This is a genomic window from Lysinibacillus sp. Ag94 (genome assembly GCF_023242215.1).
Taxonomy (GTDB): Bacteria; Bacillota; Bacilli; order Bacillales_A; family Planococcaceae; genus Lysinibacillus.
Genome location: NZ_CP096780.1, coordinates 3,575,964 through 3,594,073, shown reverse-complemented (window position 1 = coordinate 3,594,073; position 18,110 = coordinate 3,575,964). Strand labels below are relative to the sequence as shown.

Genomic DNA, 18,110 nt, shown 5'->3' with positions numbered 1-18,110 from the left:
AAAGAACTTAATCATCTTTCGTTTTCTGTGGTGTAGCGCTGGTTTTTGCGCTACATGGATGGCTAACGGGGCAGCTTTTTTAAATAAGATAAAAAAGTTTGTTAGTACAAGTAAAACATCGAGGTGAAATTATGAAATTAACATTGGCAACAACCGAAGAAATCAATATCCTACAATCAAAATATAAAAAATTTAACACTCACCTTCTCGAAAAGCCAAATGAGTTATACAATCATATCGGAATTATGGACGTATTCAATCGTGTTCTTACTGAAGAAGAGGCATTTGAGTTATTGGGAGAAAACCATAATTTAAAGTATAGTGCAAATTTCTTGGATACTTTTACGCAACTTTTTCATAAAGAAGAGAATGGAATGTATGTACACATTTATAAAAAAGGTTTGAGTAAAGAAGAGTTTAAATATAAAGTAAGTTGCTTAAATCGGTCGGAGGCGAATATTTTTCGAATTATCACTGTATCCAAAGAAGGAAAGAAAAAAATTTGAAAAATATAGTTCAGTTACTGAGAGTTTCGTAAGGGAATTGGGATTTGTCTTTTCCTATTTATTCTAAGTCGATAATAGGTTTTAATAAGTGTAAGGAGATTATTGAAGAAAATGGCTTATTTATACGGCAATAGGAAATGAACAGTAATCGATATACCGATTTCTTGTTTCGATAAAGAGTGCAAGAGTTTAAGATAAGCTACCAAAGTCACTGGTAGCTATTTTATTTCACTAACGGAGCAATTTAGAATAATAAGGAAAAATATTGTTAAGATTTGATAGGTCAAGTATCCTATGGTAAGAGCATTCTTATTTAGAGAGTATTTAACAAGAGTGGCGGAAACACCTACACATAATGAACTTTTGCAGAGGAACTTGATGAAATCGCAAAAGAGATTTTGGAAACAATCTAAAAAATATCCCTTATTCAACTTAGGAGATGCTTTAGTTGAATAACTAGCAAGAGGTAACCATCTCATATGTGGTGGTTTCATTTAATTTGGGTGGTGCCACAACTTAAGAGTTGAGGAGACAATTTGTTAAAAACGTATGCTATGTTAATAAGTTGATTGGAGTGGAGACTGGGCGACTCCTTGGGGATCAGCGTCACAGATGAGACCCTGGAGCGAGCAACGCGAGTGAAGCGGCTCATCGGACGCCCTCAGGAAGCTTTGCTCTGTGCGAAAGCGAAGCGACAGCAACAAATGTTTTCTGTAGCGAAAGCGAAGCGTCAGCTACAAAGCGCCCAGTCAGAACGGAAATCAACCCCACGGTTATGCTAACGCTTTACTTTCATGTAGATATACAATACTGCTGCTTCGCTTTCATTACAGAAAATATATTGCTGAATAAAGATAAAATGGTTATTCTGCTTTTCGTTGTACTTTTGGAATAAAATTGATACTATGAAGGTATATGATAGAAAAGGGGTTGGCGTATTTTTGCTTCAAAAAAACAGTAAGCTTGGTCTCACTATTGATGAAGTTACAGTTGGCGAGAAGATTCATATTACCGAGAAAATAGAAGATAAGGATTTACTGCTTTATTTAGGACTTACGAATGATAATAATCCGCTTTATATTCAACATGATTATGCAGCGATGACGCCTTTTCAAAAGCCAATCGTACCAACAATTATGTTAAATGGCATTATTACTTCAGCAGTGTCAAAGTATATTCCTGGACCAGGTGCACGAATTATTGAGCAACATATAAAATATTTAGAGCCGCTCTATCATTATGAATTATTTGATACTCTTTTAGAGGTAACGGAAGTAAATAAATTACAAAATACAATTACTGTATCGGTACACTCTTATAATGAGCTGAAGCAGCTTATGATTGAGGGTACTTTGCTGGTGACACCACCACTTGCTTTATAGACGTCTTGAGATTTGAAATGGGGGTTTCAAATCACTAACGGAGGCTTTATACATGACAAAAACGATTTTAGTGGTAGAAGATGAATTTTCAATTGCGACATTATTGAAATATAATTTAGAACAGGCTGGATATGTTGTAGAAACAGCTGCGGACGGTCAAGAGGGTCTAGATAAGGCAATCGACTTACAACCCGATTTAATTTTATTAGATTTGATGCTTCCAAGGCTTGATGGTATGGAAGTTTGTAAACAGATCCGTCAGCAACGTATGAATACACCTATTATTATGCTAACAGCAAAGGATGATGAGTTCGATAAAGTACTTGGTCTAGAGCTAGGAGCAGACGATTATATGACGAAGCCCTTTAGTCCGCGCGAAGTGTTAGCACGGGTAAAGGCGGTTTTAAGACGTTTTACACAAAATGTAGTGCCTGAAGAGAAGAATGCGCCACAAGAGAAAATGTTTGAATTTGGGCAATTGCGTGTCTATCCAGAGCGATTTGAAGTATTTTTACAGGAAGAGGCACTGGAATTTACACCAAAGGAATTTGAGTTACTCATTTATTTACTTGAAAATAAAAACCGTGTTTTAACACGTGATCAGCTATTAAGTGCTGTATGGAAGTATGACTTTGCTGGTGATACTCGAATTGTAGATGTGCACATTAGCCACCTTCGGGATAAAATCGAAGAAAATAGCCGTAAGCCGATATTCATCAAAACAATTCGTGGCCTTGGTTATAAATTCGAGGAGCCGAAGACGACATGAAATCAATGAGCAACCGTTTATTCTTGACATTCATGCTATTGCTTGGATCGATATTAGCTGTCCTAATGATTGTTATAGGTCAGCTTTTTCCTGTTTATATAGAACAGTACAATGAGCAAGCTAGTTTACAGGTGCAAGAATCCATTAACCAAGTATTAGCTGAACGAAAGATCGAACTAACAAAAGAAGATAGAGAGGCACTGTATTTTGCTCAAAACATTGAGGCAACAGATTCTATTATATCGAATGTTCATGCACGACTTTATGTTGTGCTAGCGATTCTTTTTTTAATAGCGCTTATTTTAATGGCTATTGTAAGCCGCTATATGATTCGAAATTTCACTGCTCCTATTGATAACGTGACAGATACAGCACTTGAACTGGCGAAGGGAAATTACCGTGCTCGTGCCCATGAAAATGAGCATGAACGCATGATGCCACTTAGTCACTCCATCAATATTTTAGCGCGTAACTTACAGGATATTACGGCGATTCGCGAGGTAGAAGAGGAAAGGCTTAAAACGTTAATTGAAAATATGGGAAGCTCCCTCATGATGATTGGACGTGAGGGCAATATATCTATAGTGAACCGTGTATTTTTAGAGCGTTTCGGTATGCAAATTGACGATGTACAAGGAAAAGTTTTTCGTACAATTGGCTTACCTAAAACTCTGGAGCAATTTATCGACCATGTGTTTCTAACTGAAATGCCTTATCGACAACAAATTAAAATGGAAGTCCAACAGGAGCTATACAATAAAGAAGTCTATGGTGCACCTGTTATAGGGGATCATGGTAGATGGCTTGGTGTTGTTATCGTTATGCACGATATTACAGAGCTTGTTCGTTTAGAGCAGATTCGTAAGGATTTTGTAGCAAATGTATCCCATGAATTGCGTACACCCATTACATCTATTAAAGGCTTTTCTGAAACTTTACTGGATGGAGCATATAAGGATGAGAAAATGCTGCTATCTTTTTTAGAGATCATTTATAAGGAAAGTAACCGTCTGCAAATGCTTATCCAGGATTTACTAGAATTATCGAAAATTGAACAGCATGGTTTTACCGTTAATATTATGCCGATGGGCTTGCAAGATGTACTTATACGTGGAGCAGAGCTGACAGGACCTCGTCTGGATGAGAAAAATATGAGCTTTCGTGTTGATATAGAACGTGATGTTCAAGTTATGGGTGATGCGAATCGTATCATTCAAATTGTCACGAATTTAATTACTAATGCTATTACGTACTCTCCAGAAAATACAATCGTTACAATTCGATTAAAGGAAAATGAAACGTACGGTATTCTTGAAATAGAAGACCAAGGTATAGGTATTGAAAAGCATGAAATTGCCCGTGTCTTTGAACGGTTTTACCGTGTGGATCGTGCACGAAGTCGGAATTCTGGGGGTACAGGTTTAGGGCTTGCTATTGTGAAGCACTTAGTAGAGGCGCATCATGGCCGCATTCAGGTAGAAAGTGAAGTTGGAATTGGGACAAAAATGATTGTCATGATTCCGAAAAAATTAACGAATTCTTTACATTAGTACAATTTTAGATTCACAATGGGGCCTTATACTTGTTAGTAGAAACCCCTATATAATTATTAAGACTTTTTAATAGCCAAAATAAAAATCTTTATATATGAAGATTTTCTGTTTGTGTTGCTTGGTTATCGCCGATAAGAAGAATCTATTGCCAAATTTTTTGGTGATAGATTCTTTTTCTGTTTTACACGTAACGCAAATAGGTGTAAAGTATAGTAGCATAATATTCAACTAACTTATTAGTTGAGTCAATCGGGCTTACGGTCTGCACTTGACCGTTTAAGCGGGATAAAAAATTGAGAGAAGGATGACCATGAAAATCGTCAAAAGTATCGTGCAAATCGGCTATCTATATGTAATTTTATTTGTTGGGAATAGTATTGCACGTCTACTTCACTTGCCGATTCCAGGGAGCATAATTGGACTAGTCTTATTGTTTTTACTTTTGCAGTTTCATATTATTAAGCTTGAATGGATTGAGCTAGGTGCAGGTTTATTACTTAGTGAATTATTACTATTTTTCATTCCATCTGCTATCGGAGTAATCGATTATACTGCATTATTCGGTGTGCAAGGTGTGAAAGCTGTGCTTGTTATTGTATTGAGTGCCATAGTTGTAATGTTTGCAACAGGTTTCACAGCACAATTGCTAGGGCAACGAAAGAAAGGTGATACTGCATGAGCTTTTTAATAGCTATACTAAGTTTACTAGGTACGATTGCAGTTTTTTATACTAGTAAAATGTTTTATAAAAAGTTTCAGAAGGAATGGTTAACACCTATACTGATCACACCATTAGTGGCAATTATTATCCTGCTGCTAACGGGTACATCTTATAAATCTTATACTGCAGGGGCCGGTATTTTATCAAATTTACTAGGCCCAGCAACAGTTGCATTCGCGGTACCTATTTATAAAAATTTTAACCTATTAAAGAAACATGCTTTTGAAATTTTTCTAAGTATTGCAGTTGGCTCAGCCGTCGCGATTACATCATCGTTTATCTTTGCTGTATTAGTTGGACTAAATAATGAGCTTGTGCATAGCATAGTTCCACGCTCCGTTACTACCCCAATAGCGATGGACATTTCCAATATGATTGGTGGCTCTCCTACGCTTACTGCAGTTTTTGTTATGGTAACTGGTATTTTAGGAAGTCTTATAGCACCGTTAGTTATTAAAGCATGTCGTTTCCATCGACCATCTTCTAGGGGTCTACTGTTAGGAATGGGAGCACATGGTACGGGTACATCAAAAGCATTTGAATTTGGTGAGCTAGAAGGTACGTTTGCAAGTCTTGCTATGATTGTAGCTGCATTAATTAGCATTGTATTATCAACAACATTTTTCCCAGCATTTGAACATCTAGTAGTCAATATCCTGTTGCCTTAAATGGTAGCAGGATTTTTTTGTTCTGTTTTATTTAAAGAGCTTCACAATCCTCCTTATGTCAAACTGCCTAAAATAAAAAATGGGTTTATTAAAATATTTTGAAACTTTTTAAGAAGTGCCCCGTATACATTAGTACTAAGACTTAAGGGAGGATTAGACATGAGTGTGAAAAGGTCACTAATGATGGTGGGACTTGGCATTTTCGGCATTGTTGCACTTATTGCGGTATTTACATCATGGTACACGGTAGATGAATCAGAACAAGCCGTTGTCATAACGTTCGGTCGTGCCGATAATACAGTAACAGAACCAGGTTTACATTTTAAATTACCTTGGCCTGTACAATCGGTTGAGGTGTTATCGAAGGAAACATTTAGTTTACAGTTTGGCTATAAGCAAAATAAAGATGGGGAATTGGAAGCTTATGATGCTGAAACGAAAATGATTACAGGGGATGAGCATATTGTTTTAACAGACCTTGTCGTTCAATGGAAGATTACTGAACCGAAAAAGTATTTATTCAGCTCACAAGATCCAGAAAAAATATTACATAGCGCTACGTCGAGTGCGATCCGATCAATTATTGGGAGCTCAAAAATCGACGCTGCGTTAACAGAGGGAAAAGCGGACATAGAAGCAAAATCACGAGATTTACTCGTTTCTCTTATTGAAAAATACGATATTGGTATTAGTGTTTTAGGGGTAAAACTAAAAGATGTTGAGTTACCGAATGCAGATGTTCGAGCAGCGTTTACAGCTGTTACAGACGCACGTGAAATGAAAAATACAAAAATTAATCAAGCAGAAAAATATAGGAATCAGCGTACTAATGAAGCTGAAGGTGAAAAAGATGCTATTATCTCGAAGGCTCAAGGTGAAAAAACAGCCCGTATTGAGCAGGCCCAAGGGGATGTAGCTGTCTTTAATAAAATGTATGAGCAATATAAGGGTAATAAACAAATTACACGTGAGCGTTTAATTATAGAAACGCTTGAAAATGTTTTACCTAAAGCACAAATTTATATTATGAATGATGATGGCAGTACAATGAAATACTTGCCTCTTCAAGCATTGCAACCTGCGAAACAGGAGACATCTACTGCGCAGGAAACACCAAAAGAGGAGAAAAAAGAAGGGAGCGGTAACTAATGGACCAAAAAAATAAGGATCTTGAAAAATTCCTCAATTTTTTATCAGGTAAATCCAAAAATACTGCTCCAAAAGAAGAGGATACAGTGGATAATGTGGTCAAAATGTCGAAAAAAAGCCCGATGAATCCGAAAAAATATATTTCTCTTGCCGTAACATTAACAGCCGTTTTTGCTATTGCCATAATAGTATTTACTAATGTTTATATCGTTAAAGAATCCGAATACGCAGTTGTTAGACAGTTTGGAGAAGTAGTGAAATTTCAAAGTAATCCTGGCTTGAAAATAAAGGTTCCGTTTATTCAAAGTGTCACGAAGCTACCAAAAAACCAAATGACGTATGAAGTTTCTGAAGAAGAAATTAATACAAAGGATAAAAAACGAATTATTATTGATAATTATGCAGTTTGGCATATAACCGATCCAAAGCAATTAATTTCAAATGCAGGAACGATAGAAAAAGTTGAATCACGCATGGAAGAGTTTATTTATTCAGTTATTCGTTCAGAGCTTGGTCGAATAGAATATAAGGCGATTATTAATGATGAAGATTCTTCACGTGGAAGTATCAACGATCAGGTAACTGCACGTGTCAATGAGTTACTTTCAAATGATAAGTATGGAATAGAAGTAATAGATGTTCGTATTCGTCGTATTGACTTGCCATCTGTAAATGAGCAATCCGTTTTCACAAATATGATTTCAGACCGTGAATCAATGTCGCAAAAATATTTATCAGAAGGTGATGCTGAGAAACGCCGTATTGAAGCTCAAACAGATAAGGAAGTTCAAGAAATGCTCGCAACAGCGAAAAAGGATGCAGCAATCATTCAAGCGGAAGGTGAAGCAGAAGCGGCTAAGATTTACAATAAATCGTTCTCTCAAGACCCTGAATTCTATTCATTGTACCGTACATTAGAATCCTATAAGAAAACTGTAGGTGAAGATACGGTCATTATTTTGCCAGCCACTTCACCATATGCCAAAATATTATCTGGCTATATAAAGTGAAACTTTAATCAGTGGGAGTTCTCCAACCCCACTGATTATTAGTCTTCATCAATCGGGCATTTACAGGCAGTTAATCTCCCGCTTAACTTCTTTGCTTTCGTGAATTTTAAGGTGAAAGTCTTGTACCTGACGCTTCATTTTTGATATAGATAAATTACTGCCCGTTAATGCGGGATAAAATAATACGATTATTCTTGCAGGGATAAGCATATGAAGTCGTCTCAAACTTTTTGAGACGGCTTTTTTACATTTTAGTAAATTTTTAGCGTTGGAAGGACTTTAATGGATAGTGATATTTATATATGCGTTCCGATATGCGTTCCGATTGGGCGACTCCTTGGGGATTTAGCAATAGAGAAAACGAAGACTAAAAACATCACATCCTGTGATAACGCCTTTGTGACAAACATCGTGTTGGCCCGCGATCCTGCAGCAAAAGTGGCTCATCGGACGCCCAACGGAAGTCAACACCACGTTATGGTGAAAAGGAGCCCTTCAAAGTCTAGTTAGGTATTTTTAATCAATGATTCCATAAATATTTATCATATGTTGATGGTATGTTATGAAAATGATAGAAATTTATAATTTTGTGTTCCGTTTATGACTATTATCTGATAGAATGATATTGTTCGAGAAATAAAAAATGGGGGTAATAGTTGTGAAGTTGCAAATTAGCAAGTGGCTCCAAAATTTAGGGATAGCCTGTAGTATTGCATCGTTATTTACACTTTTCTTCCGTCTATCAGATTTTGCATGGATCACAAAAAGTGTTTATCATATACCAGTATTTTTTGTCATTTTGTTTTTATTAGGTTTAGTTATTGCTGCGGATGTACGCAAAATATTTAAAACAATATTTTTATACGAAAAACGCAAGGTTAAACGTCCTATATGGCAAGTAGGGATTGGCTTTATTTTCTTCTTAGCGCAAATCGGCACTGTCATGGTGTTTAATACAGAGCTTACACATCCACAGCTTGGTGGTATGCCATTATTTTTAGTATTTGCCTTTATGAACGCCTTTATTTTGACAGTCATATATGAAGAGATTTTTTATCGTAAAGAAAAAACGAATAAAGCTAGTGAATAACATGGATGAGGTCAATTACAATGAGTGATTGGCTTTTTTTGTGCAGTCAATCCTAAGCTATTGATGTAGAAAATTTGGCGATTTTCAACGTTATGATTGGTAAAATACCCGTTTTCTCGATAAAGTAAAAGGAAGAGGCATTTTCAAACATACGTTTTCGTTTTACAATTAAGAAGACGACAACGCAGGAGGATAAAATCATGACAAAGGAAAAATTGCTATTATTGGACGGCAATAGTTTAGCATATCGCGCGTTTTTTGCGTTGCCATTATTGACGAATGATAGTGGGATTCATACGAATGCAGTATACGGCTTTACAACAATGCTACAAAGAATATTAGAGGAAGAGCAACCAACGAAAATTTTGGTTGCCTTTGATGCGGGTAAGACAACCTTCCGTCATGAGACATTTACGGAATATAAAGGGGGGCGACAAAAGACTCCACCAGAATTATCGGAACAGTTTCCTTATATACGGAAGCTTATTGATGCTTATGGTATTAAGCGATATGAGCTTGAAATGTACGAAGCGGACGATATTATAGGGACACTTGCCAAAGAAGCTTCATCACAAAATATGGACGTCATTGTCGTATCAGGAGATCGTGACTTAACACAGCTCGCTACTGAGCAAGTAACAGTATATATTACTAAAAAAGGCATTACTGAAATTGAAAAAAATACACCAGCCTTTATTGCAGAAAAATACGGCTTAATGCCCGAGCAAATTATTGATATGAAAGGTTTAATGGGGGATTCTTCAGATAATATCCCTGGTGTACCAGGTGTCGGTGAAAAAACAGCAGTTAAATTGCTAAAAGAGCATGGTTCAGTAGAGTCGCTTTATGCGGCAATGGATACGGTGAAGGCTTCTAAAATGAAAGAAAAATTAGTTGCCAATGAAGAACAGGCATTAATGAGTAAAAAGCTCGCTACCATTTATACTGAGGCACCGATTGAAATAACGCTCGCGGATCTTATCTATAATGGTCCAAATGAAGAGGAATTAATTAGCGTATGGCAAGAGCTTGGCTTTAAATCATTGCTAGAGAAAAGTGATTTTACTGTCCAAGAAGAGGAACAAGCTCCTTTTGACTATGAAATTGTGCAAGAAGTAAAGCAAGAGCATTTAAAAGATGTAATGGCAGTGCATTTGGAGCTAGAGAACGAGCATTATCATACATGCCAGCAACTAGGCATTGCACTAACAGATGGAGCGAAAACAATATATGTGCCGTTTGATATTGCGGCTAAATCAGATGTCCTTCGACTTTGGTTAGAAGATGCTACTAAAATAAAGTATATGTCTGATTCAAAAGCATCTCAAGCTGCGTTAAGTCGTGCGGGAATTCGTTTAGTTGGTGTTGAATTTGACTTATTACTTGCTTCTTATATTAATAATCCTGCGCTAAGTGGAGATGATGTGGCAACACTTGCGAAAGAACTAGGCTATCGTAATGTGCAGGCAAATGAGACTGTTTATGGTAAAGGGGCGAAACGAGCTATACCTGCCATTGATGTACTTGCTGAGCATGCCAGTCGCAAAGCCTTTGCTGTATGGTCTTTACAGCCTAAGCTTGAAGAATTGCTAAAGGAAAACGAACAGTTTGAACTGTATAAAAATTTAGAGCTACCGCTTGCTGCTATTTTAGGGGCTATGGAAAGTGAAGGAATTACGGTCAATCGTGCCACATTAGAGAAAATGGGGCAGGAACTAAATGACAAACTAATTGTAATTGAACAGGAGATTTATACGGAGGCAGGAGAAGCCTTCAATATTAATTCACCAAAGCAATTAGGTGTCATCCTCTTTGATAAACTTAGTCTTCCTGTTATTAAAAAGACAAAGACAGGCTATTCCACTGCAGCGGATGTTTTGGAAAAATTAAAACCGGAGCATGCCATTATTGAGCATATTCTTTTATATCGTCAGCTTGGGAAATTACAGTCAACTTATATCGAAGGCCTGCTAAAGGAAATCCATGAAGAGGATGGCAAGGTGCATACTCGATTCCAACAAGCATTAACAGCTACAGGGCGTTTAAGCTCAACGGATCCGAATTTGCAAAACATCCCGATTCGTTTAGAAGAAGGGCGAAAAATTCGTCAAGCATTTGTGCCATCGAACGAAGATTGGATATTATTTTCTGCCGATTATTCGCAAATCGAATTGCGTGTATTGGCCCATATGTCAAAGGATGAAAACTTAGTTGACGCTTTCCGTGAAGGTATGGATGTTCATACACGTACTGCTATGGATGTCTTCCATGTTTCAGAAGATGAGGTCGACAGTAATATGCGCCGTGCTGCAAAAGCAGTAAACTTTGGTATTGTTTATGGTATTAGTGATTACGGCTTATCGCAAAACTTAGATATTACCCGTAAGGAAGCTGCTACATTTATCGAGAAATATTTTGCGAGTTTCCCGGGTGTAAAACAATATATGGATGATATCGTCCAAGATGCGAAGTTTAATGGTTATGTGACAACCATTTTAAATAGACGTCGATATTTACCGGATATTACGAGCTCAAATTTCAATATACGAAGCTTTGCAGAGCGTACTGCGATGAATACACCAATTCAGGGAAGTGCAGCTGATATTATTAAAAAAGCAATGATTGATATGGATGCTCGCTTGAAAAAAGAAAATATGCAGGCCAAACTTTTATTACAAGTGCATGATGAATTGATTTTTGAAGCACCTAAAGAGGAGATTGCATTACTTGAAAAAATAGTACCAGAGGTTATGGAGAACGCAATCGCACTTTCAGTACCATTAAAAGTAGATTTTAATTACGGTGCGACTTGGTACGAAGCAAAATAAGGAGGGGTTAAAATGCCTGAATTACCAGAGGTTGAAGGTGTCGTCCAGGCATTAAAACCTAAAATTGAAGGGCGTACAATTCAACAAGTTCAACTATCTGAAATTATTCGTTTTTCCTTTGGGGAGGGAAAACAATGTATCGTGAAGCAAGCTGAGCCCGATGCATTTGAAATATCATTGTCTCAAATGATGATTACAAAAGTCGAACGACGTGCGAAATACATCTTTTTTCATTTGCTGAAAGCAGATGACCCATATGTGCTTGTTAGTCATTTAGGGATGACCGGTGCATGGTTTGTCGTGAATTCGCCTGAGGAAATCCATGAGGCGAAATTTAAAAAGCATATTCATGCTACATTTCAAATGGCAGATGGTGGCTATTTAATTTACTCGGATATACGCCGCTTTGGTGAACTACGGTTTTTAACAAAAATTGAAGATCATGCACCATTAACAAAAATGGCGCCAGAGCCGTTCGATGAAATAGCCTGTGATTATTTTATTGCGAAATCAAAGTTACCGAAATATGAGAAAAAGGCCGTTAAGGATGTCATTATGGATGGGCAGGTTATTTCGGGCTGTGGCAATATTTATGCTACCGAAGCATTATTTGCTCAAAAAATTCATCCGGCTCGCACCATGAACCGCATCAGTGAAAAGAGTAAGTGTGCATTATTCGAAGCAATTGTCGCCATTTTACGCCAAAGCATTGAAGCGGGGGGTTCAACAATTTCAGATTATCGTAATATTAATGGTGAGGCTGGAACTATGCAGAAACGACTGCAAATGTATGGAAAGAAGATGTGTCCAACGTGTGGTACTGCAACGAGCCAAATGACGATAGGTGGGCGCACATCAGTCTTTTGCCCAAATTGTCAACATTAAAGGGGATTTAACTATGATTATCGGACTAACGGGAAGTATTGCAAGCGGAAAAAGTACAGTAGCAAAAATGATGACAGCACTTGGTTTACCTATTGTCGATGCAGATATTGTTGCACGTGATGTTGTAGAACCAGGAACGGAAACGTTAAAGTTAATAGCTGAAAATTTTGGACAACATATATTGCTTGAAGACGGTAGTTTAAATCGTACGAAGCTTGGCGATATTATTTTTCACGAGCCTGCTAAACGTAAAGTGTTAAATGATATTATGCATCCTGCTATTCGTCAGGAAATGTTACGTCAGCGTGATGCTTATTTAGAGGCTGGAGAAAAGCATGTTGTGATGGATATTCCGCTTTTATTTGAAAGTAAGCTACAGCATTTTGTCGAACGTATTATTGTGGTATCGGTTAGTGAAGAGGTGCAGCTCCGTAGATTAATGGAACGTAACAACTTATCGAAGGAAGATGCACTAGCTCGAATGCGTTCTCAGTTACCTTTGTCAGTTAAAGAAAAAGGTGCGCATGCGGTTATTTATAATAATGAAAATCTAGAACAAACCGAGCAGCAATTAAAAAAAATCCTGACTTATTGGGATGTAATTTTAACTAAAAATCTGTAAAATCATTCGATGCGTAGCAATGACATATTGCTACGCATTTCATATTTTTGAAAAACTAATGTGTTGCAGGGAAATCTCTTAATGGTGTGGCTCAGTAAAGGGTGATTTCCGTTCCAGGCTACTCGCTTTCCTGCCGGGATCCCGCAGCGTAGCGGATGTTTTCTGTGCGAAAGCGAAGCGGCAGCAACAAAGTGCCCAGCCGGAACAAATCAACCCCTTGTTTTGCCGAAGAGCCATACTTTATTTAATGTGACACCTTAATTTCATTGACGCAGTAGTTAACAACTTGAATGCATAGCAAAAACACTTTGCTATGCATTTTTTTGTGAGTTTATACCATAATAAGGACTAATTTAGGCGATTTTATTTTTCAGAAAATAAGAACTTTAATATTATGAGTATATAATGTTCATCTTTTTTAAAATTGTGTTATACTAATCACCATAAAGTATATAATTAATATGAGTATGCACTCACAGGAGGATTTTATAAATGACAGTATCAGTTGCTATTAATGGTTTCGGACGTATCGGACGTATGGTTTTCCGCCAAGCGATCGTGCAAGAAGATTTAAATATCGTTGCAATTAATGCTAGCTACCCAGCTGAAACGTTAGCACATTTGATTAAGTATGACACAAATCATGGAACATTCGAGGGTTCAGTTGAGCCAGCAGGCGATGCTTTAGTTGTAAACGGTAAACGTGTGCAAATTATTAGCGAACGTGACCCATTAAAATTACCATGGGCAACAATGGGGGTAGATATCGTTATTGAAGCAACTGGTAAATTTAATGATCGTGAAAAAGCAGCAATGCACTTAGAAGCAGGAGCAAAGAAAGTTATCTTAACAGCACCTGGTAAAAACGAGGACGTAACAATTGTTTTAGGTGTAAATGATGAGAAGCTTGATATTGCCAAACATGATGTTATTTCTAATGCTTCTTGTACAACAAACTGCTTAGCACCAGTTGCCAAAATATTAAATGACACATTTGGAATTGAAAGCGGATTAATGACAACAGTTCACGCTTATACAAATGACCAAAAGAATTTAGATAATCCACATAAAGATTTACGTCGTGCACGTGGTTGCGCACAATCAATTATTCCAACATCTACAGGTGCTGCAAAAGCATTAAAATTAGTGTTACCAGAGTTAGAAGGCAAAATTCATGGTATGGCACTTCGTGTTCCAACACCAAATGTATCATTAGTTGACCTAGTAGTTGATTTAAATACAGACGTAACAGTAGATTCTATCAATGCTGCATTTGTGAAGGCTGCTACTGAAGGTCCGATGAAAGGTATCTTAAACTTCTCAGTTGAGCCTCTAGTATCTTCTGATTACAATACAACAACTTACTCCTCTACAGTAGATGGACTTTCTACAATGGTAATGGGTAACCGCAAAGTGAAAGTACTGGCTTGGTACGACAATGAGTGGGGTTATTCTGCACGTGTTGTAGATCTTGTGAAAAAAGTGGCAAAAGCTTTAGAAACAGTTAATGCATAAATTTTAGTGGCATCCGCTAAAAGAAGTTAAACTGAGCACATTGAAATCCAAGTGATTTCAATGTGTTTTTTATTTAGACAGATAGTTTAAATGTTTATTCTATGCTTGTACTTTAGCCTGTCAAGGTTTATCATGAGCACACTAGCGTTAATGCACTTTTCTTACACATAGGAAATTTGTTATAATAGAAATATTAAATTGTTGTGAAATCAGGAGAGTAATTATATGAGATGTCCATCTTGCCAATTTAACGGAACGCGTGTTGTGGATTCGAGGCCAGTTGATGATAATAAAGAAATTCGTAGACGTCGTGAATGTGAGTCATGTGGCTTCCGCTTTACAACGTTTGAAAAAATTGAAGAGACACCTTTAGTCGTCGTGAAAAAAGAAGGTTCGCGAGAAGAATTTAGCCGTGAAAAGGTACTTCGTGGACTTATTCGTGCTTGCGAAAAACGTCCTGTTTCCCTTGAAGTACTTGAGGGACTAGTAATGTCTATTGAAAAAGATCTTCGCCGCATTGGGAATTCTGAAGTCCGATCTGAGGATGTAGGAGAAATGGTAATGGATCGCTTAGCGAAAATCGATGAGGTTGCTTATGTGCGCTTTGCATCGGTTTATCGTCAATTTAAGGATATTAATGTCTTTATTGAAGAAATTAAAGAAATTATCCAACGTCAGACAGAACAGAAATTATAAGGTAAACAGAGAGGGTGAATGACGTTGAACCATTTGTATAAGGAATTGCAGCCTGCTGATTCTTTTGACATTCGTCTACCTCATGCACTTTCTACGCAGGAACGTCAATTAGTAACGCTTTTTTATCAGCCTTTAATTGGAGCGGAGCCAATCAGCCTTTATTTAACACTATGGGCAGAAGCTGAACAAATGTCTAAGCAGCAAATGACACATTATTATTTAATGAATGTACTAGGGCTTCCTATTGGTAAAGTATTTGAGGCGCGTATTGCGCTTGAAGCAATTGGTCTGTTACGCACATGGAAAAAAGAAGATGCTGGCCAGCGAAGCTTTTTATATGAGCTAATACGTCCACTTGATGCAGATAGCTTTATGAAAGATCCACTGCTTTCGATGTTTTTATTTAGTAAAATAGGGGAGCAAGCTTATCGGAAGTTACGTCAACGTTTTATGCCATCTACAAGAGATGTAGAGTATAAAGATGTATCGCGTGCTTTCATAGATGTTTTTAAGCCTGTAAGTACAAAAATTCCAGATGATTTACAAGCTGATACTAGTCATAAGGATAAACAGCAAAAGATATATCCGTTTTATTTTGATCAATTTGATTTTGAACTACTGCAAGGGGGCTTATCGGAGCAACTAGTGCCGGCAAGCCTTCTAACATTTGAGGTGCGTGAATCAATAGCAAAACTAGCCTTTTTATATCATTTGACGGCACTTGATATGCAAAAAGTAGTGATTCTTGCACTAGATGATGACTTAGGGATTTCATTGGAACGTTTGCGAAAGGCCGCTGCGGATTTTTATAAGCTAACGGTATCAAAAGAGCCACCAAAGCTTGCTAGAGTGAATATGCAGCCGTCATCCATAGAGGAAACGAGCCAAAAAACAAAGGATCAGGAGCTTCAGCATTATTTAGAAACGACTCCTCCAGTACAAGTGCTGCGAGATATTAATAATGGCAAAGAACCTTTACAGACTTCCGTGCAGCTTGCAGAGAGTTTAATTGTCCAGCATGGAATGCCGGTAGGTGTTGTTAATGCACTTTTGGAATATGTCATGCTAACAACTGATATGAAGCTACCTAAAAAATATGTGGAAACGATTGCGGATCATTGGGTACGTAAAAATATTCAAACTGCAAAAGAAGCAATGGAATTAGCACGCCAAGAGCATGATAAGTACACTACGTGGAAAAATAAACCCCAGTCTTCGGCAAAAAAGAACTCTTACACAAAAAATCGCCGAGAGGAAAAAGTACCAGATTGGTTTTATAAGCGTAATGAAAAATCAGAGAAAGATACAACAAATACTGGCGCTACTGATTTTGAAAAGGAAAGACAAAAGATACTAGAAAAATTAGGTAATATTCAAAATAAGGTAGGTGAATGACAATCGAACCGATTAATGGACCATTAAAAAGAGCAATTAAAGTACCATCATTTCAAGAACGATATGAAGCGATGCGTAAAGAAATATTAGAAAACCCTCGTGTGCAACAGTTTTTAGCTGAGCATAAGGATGAGCTAAGCTATGATGCGGTTGAACGTAATTTGCCGAAGCTCCATGAATTTATTAGTCAATCTACAGTTTGCTGTGGCTGTGACAGTACAGAAAATTGTACAAATTACTTAAAAGGTTTTTTACCTACCTTACGTGTAGTAAGGAGTACTGTTGAAATTGATTATGTACGATGCGAGCAAAAGATACGTGAAGATGAGCGCCGAGATGTTGCTAATATGATTGCAAGTATGCATATGCCAAAGGATGTGCTACAAGCTACTATAAGTGATTTATTTATTGATGATCATACACGTGTTGACATTGCAAACCGTGCGACTGATTTTGTTCAAAATGTACTAGATACCGGAAATTTACCTGCTAAAGGCTTTTATTTATACGGTCAATTTGGAGTAGGGAAATCTTTTGTGCTAGGCGCATTAGCTAATGAACTTGCAAAGGCTAAAGTGAAGTCAGTTGTGGTTTTCGTGCCTGAATTTTTACGAGAAATGAAAAATGCAATTGGCGACAACACGTTGAATGAAAAAATAGATTATGTGAAAAAGGCCCCCGTGCTAATGCTCGATGATTTAGGAGCCGAAACAATGACTGCGTGGACGCGAGATGAAATTTTGGGGACTATTTTCCATTACCGCATGGCAGAGCAATTGCCAACATTCATTACGTCTAATTTTAATTACGATGAATTGGAGCACCATTTAGCACAGTCACAAAAAGGTGACATAGAAGTTGTGAAGGCTGGACGTGTTATGGAACGTATTAAAGCTTTGACAGAGCCGATTAAAATGGGCGGGCAAAATAGACGTCTGTAAGATTGGCAGTTGCATTTTATAACAATCGAGCGTATACTGTCACATATAATAATTAACTTCTTTCAATAGGTATCCTACCTACTGAAAAAGTTAAAGCCTCCGGATTATGCCGAGGCATAATGGATTAAATGCATTGATGAGGACATGAATTTTGTGTAAGGCTTTTAGAGAGGGAAGTCATTGGCTGTAAGCTTCCTAGTTCGAGCACACTATTTACTACCTGCTGAGCAGCGAAAGGGATAATCTTTCGCCGGTCCCTAGCCCGTTAGCTAGCCTTGAGCTTCGTCTGACTATAAAAAGTCGGAAGGAAGAAGGGTGGAACCACGAGCATACGCTTCGTCCCTTTCGTAGGGACGGAGCTTTTTTATTTTCGTTCAATG

Annotated in this window: 16 protein-coding genes; all 16 read left to right on the top strand. The window is 37.4% G+C overall.

The annotated features are described in order from the left end of the window. Positions 1-131: 131 nt before the first annotated feature. The 16 genes from MY533_RS16815 to dnaI all read left to right on the top strand — a co-directional run bounded on the left by MY533_RS16815 (position 132) and on the right by dnaI (position 17,730). Positions 132-506 (top strand): hypothetical protein, encoded by a 375-nt coding sequence (locus MY533_RS16815; RefSeq protein WP_248716873.1) that lies wholly within the window; start codon positions 132-134, stop codon positions 504-506. Positions 507-1,447: 941 nt separating this feature from the next. Further along, positions 1,448-1,888 (top strand): MaoC/PaaZ C-terminal domain-containing protein, encoded by a 441-nt coding sequence (locus tag MY533_RS16810; RefSeq protein WP_248716872.1) that lies wholly within the window; start codon positions 1,448-1,450, stop codon positions 1,886-1,888. A 52-nt stretch (positions 1,889-1,940) separates the two neighbouring features. Continuing rightward, the gene (locus MY533_RS16805; protein WP_248716871.1) at positions 1,941-2,657 is read left to right on the top strand and encodes a response regulator transcription factor; all 717 of its coding nucleotides are present in this window, start codon (positions 1,941-1,943) and stop codon (positions 2,655-2,657) included. Continuing rightward, positions 2,654-4,207, top strand: coding sequence for a two-component system histidine kinase PnpS (gene pnpS / locus MY533_RS16800; protein WP_248716870.1), 1,554 nt, complete (start codon positions 2,654-2,656; stop codon positions 4,205-4,207). Before MY533_RS16805 ends, pnpS begins: the two co-directional genes overlap by 4 nt. 313 nt (positions 4,208-4,520) lie before the next feature. Continuing rightward, on the top strand, positions 4,521-4,889 hold the full coding sequence (locus tag MY533_RS16795) for a CidA/LrgA family holin-like protein (RefSeq protein WP_079561583.1): 369 nt from the start codon (positions 4,521-4,523) through the stop codon (positions 4,887-4,889). Then, on the top strand, positions 4,886-5,599 hold the full coding sequence (locus MY533_RS16790) for an LrgB family protein (RefSeq protein WP_248716869.1): 714 nt from the start codon (positions 4,886-4,888) through the stop codon (positions 5,597-5,599). Before MY533_RS16795 ends, MY533_RS16790 begins: the two co-directional genes overlap by 4 nt. A 159-nt stretch (positions 5,600-5,758) precedes the next feature. Beyond that, positions 5,759-6,748, top strand: coding sequence for an FtsH protease activity modulator HflK (gene hflK / locus MY533_RS16785; RefSeq protein ID WP_248716868.1), 990 nt, complete (start codon positions 5,759-5,761; stop codon positions 6,746-6,748). Beyond that, complete coding sequence (gene hflC / locus MY533_RS16780) at positions 6,748-7,758, top strand: protease modulator HflC (protein ID WP_248716867.1); 1,011 nt, start codon at positions 6,748-6,750, stop codon at positions 7,756-7,758. The genes hflK and hflC overlap by 1 nt, the downstream gene beginning before the upstream one ends. A gap of 658 nt (positions 7,759-8,416) precedes the next feature. Next, entirely contained in the window at positions 8,417-8,848 is a 432-nt protein-coding gene (locus MY533_RS16775) for a DNA polymerase I (protein WP_248716866.1), read from the top strand. A 200-nt stretch (positions 8,849-9,048) separates the two neighbouring features. Next, positions 9,049-11,676 carry a DNA polymerase I gene (gene polA / locus MY533_RS16770; protein ID WP_248716865.1) on the top strand — a complete coding sequence of 876 codons (2,628 nt, stop codon included), beginning with the start codon at positions 9,049-9,051 and terminating at the stop codon, positions 11,674-11,676. A 12-nt stretch (positions 11,677-11,688) separates the two neighbouring features. Continuing rightward, positions 11,689-12,561 carry a bifunctional DNA-formamidopyrimidine glycosylase/DNA-(apurinic or apyrimidinic site) lyase gene (gene mutM, locus MY533_RS16765; protein WP_248716864.1) on the top strand — a complete coding sequence of 291 codons (873 nt, stop codon included), beginning with the start codon at positions 11,689-11,691 and terminating at the stop codon, positions 12,559-12,561. 13 nt (positions 12,562-12,574) lie between these two features. After that, positions 12,575-13,183, top strand: a complete 609-nt coding sequence (gene coaE, locus MY533_RS16760) for a dephospho-CoA kinase (RefSeq protein ID WP_248716863.1) — start codon at positions 12,575-12,577, stop codon at positions 13,181-13,183. A 492-nt stretch (positions 13,184-13,675) separates the two neighbouring features. After that, complete coding sequence (locus MY533_RS16755; protein ID WP_248716862.1) at positions 13,676-14,698, top strand: glyceraldehyde-3-phosphate dehydrogenase; 1,023 nt, start codon at positions 13,676-13,678, stop codon at positions 14,696-14,698. Positions 14,699-14,923: 225 nt separating this feature from the next. After that, complete coding sequence (gene nrdR / locus MY533_RS16750) at positions 14,924-15,394, top strand: transcriptional regulator NrdR (RefSeq protein WP_049667519.1); 471 nt, start codon at positions 14,924-14,926, stop codon at positions 15,392-15,394. Between the two features lie 24 nt (positions 15,395-15,418). Further along, entirely contained in the window at positions 15,419-16,789 is a 1,371-nt protein-coding gene (locus tag MY533_RS16745) for a replication initiation and membrane attachment family protein (protein ID WP_371873268.1), read from the top strand. 2 nt (positions 16,790-16,791) lie between these two features. Next, positions 16,792-17,730 (top strand): primosomal protein DnaI, encoded by a 939-nt coding sequence (dnaI, locus tag MY533_RS16740; protein ID WP_248719229.1) that lies wholly within the window; start codon positions 16,792-16,794, stop codon positions 17,728-17,730. Positions 17,731-18,110: the final 380 nt, after the last annotated feature.